The organism is Methylobacter sp. BlB1, assembly GCF_015476545.1.
In the GTDB taxonomy this organism is placed as follows: domain Bacteria; phylum Pseudomonadota; class Gammaproteobacteria; order Methylococcales; family Methylomonadaceae; genus Methylobacter.
In genome coordinates, this window is the sequence record NZ_JADMKV010000156.1 from 1 (window position 1) to 1,587 (window position 1,587).

Below are 1,587 nucleotides of genomic sequence, written 5' to 3' on the forward strand. Positions count from 1 at the left end.
CTGCTGCGCCATGAACATGCGCCGCTGAGCCTGGCGCAACGCTGCAGCGCCGTGCAGGCACCGGCGCCGCTGTTCAGCGCGCTGCTCAACTACCGGCACAGCCAAGCGGACGCTTCGGCCGACAGCTCACCTGCCTGGCAGGGCATCGAAGCCCTGTCATCGGGCGAAGAGCGTACCAACTACCCGATCGTATTATCCGTGGATGACCTGGGCAAAGGGTTTGAACTGACGGTACAAATCCTGCCGCCGGTGGCGCCGGAACGGGTATGCGCCCTGATGCACACGGCGCTGGACAACCTGATCACGGCCCTGGAGACGGCGCCGGGCACTGCCATGCGCCAGATCGGCGTGCTGCCGGAGGCCGAACGCCGCCAAGTGCTGGTCGACTGGAACGCCACCCAGGCCGACTACCCACGGGACCGTTGCGTCCATGAACTGTTCGAGGCGCTGGCTGCCCGGAATCCCGAGGCCGATGCCGTGATATGCGACGGCGGACGGCTGAGCTACGTCGAACTCAACGCACGGGCCAACCGTCTGGCGCATCACCTAATAAGCCTCGGCGTCAAGGCCGGCGATTATGTCGCGTTGCTGATAGAACGCTCGGCCGATCTGGTAGCGGCGGAGCTGGCCGTTTTGAAATGCGGCGCAGCTTATGTGCCCCTGGATCCGGATTTTCCAGTCGAGCGCCTGGCGTTCATGATCAAAGACTGCACTGCCAAAATTATTCTGACGGGCAAGGACACCGAACTGGCCGATGCGGTTTGCGTGCGGATCGACGCCGCGCTGGCGCATCAATCGCGGGATGATAATCCAGGCCTGCCGCTGCACAGCGAATTGATTGCTTACGTGATGTATACATCGGGTTCTACCGGACAGCCCAAGGGCGTGAAAATTCCCCACCGTGCGATCGGACGGCTGGTCTTGAATAACGGCTATGCGCAAATAGGGCCTGAAGACCGAGTGGCTTTCGCCGCCAATCCGGCCTTTGACGCGACTACCTTTGAGGTGTGGGCGCCGTTGCTCAACGGTGGCTGCACGGTGGTGGTCGACCAAACCGCCTTGCTGGAACCGGATCATTTTGGGCAAATCCTCAGGCAGCATGGTGTCACAGCATTATGGCTGACCGTCGGCCTGTTTAACCAGTACGCCGATACGCTGTCAGCAGTTTTTTCACAGCTGCGCTATTTGCTCGTTGGCGGAGACAGCCTTGATCCACGCATTATTTCCCGTGTAATCCGGTCGAATGCGCCTCAACATCTGCTAAACGGTTATGGTCCGACCGAAACGACGACTTTCGCAACCACTTACGAAATCACTGCCGTTCCTGAAGGGGCCCGGAGTATTCCCATCGGCCGCCCCATAGCCAACACCCGTATCTACCTCCTCGATACGCAGCGTGAGCCGGTACCGATCGGCGTGGCCGGCGAGATATACATTGGCGGGCTGGGTGTGGCGCAGGGCTACCTGAACCAGCCCGAGCTGACCGCCGAGCGCTTCATTAAAGACCCGTTCAGCCACGATCCCGAAGCCCTGCTGTACAAGACCGGCGACCTGGGCCGCTGGCTGGCCGACGGCAGCATCGAATTC

At 61.2% G+C, this 1,587-nt stretch carries 1 protein-coding gene; it reads left to right on the top strand.

Annotation, left to right across the window (positions count from 1 at the left end):
• A partial coding sequence (locus IT781_RS21770; RefSeq protein ID WP_194972266.1) for an amino acid adenylation domain-containing protein occupies positions 1-1,587 on the top strand: 1,587 nt, incomplete at both ends.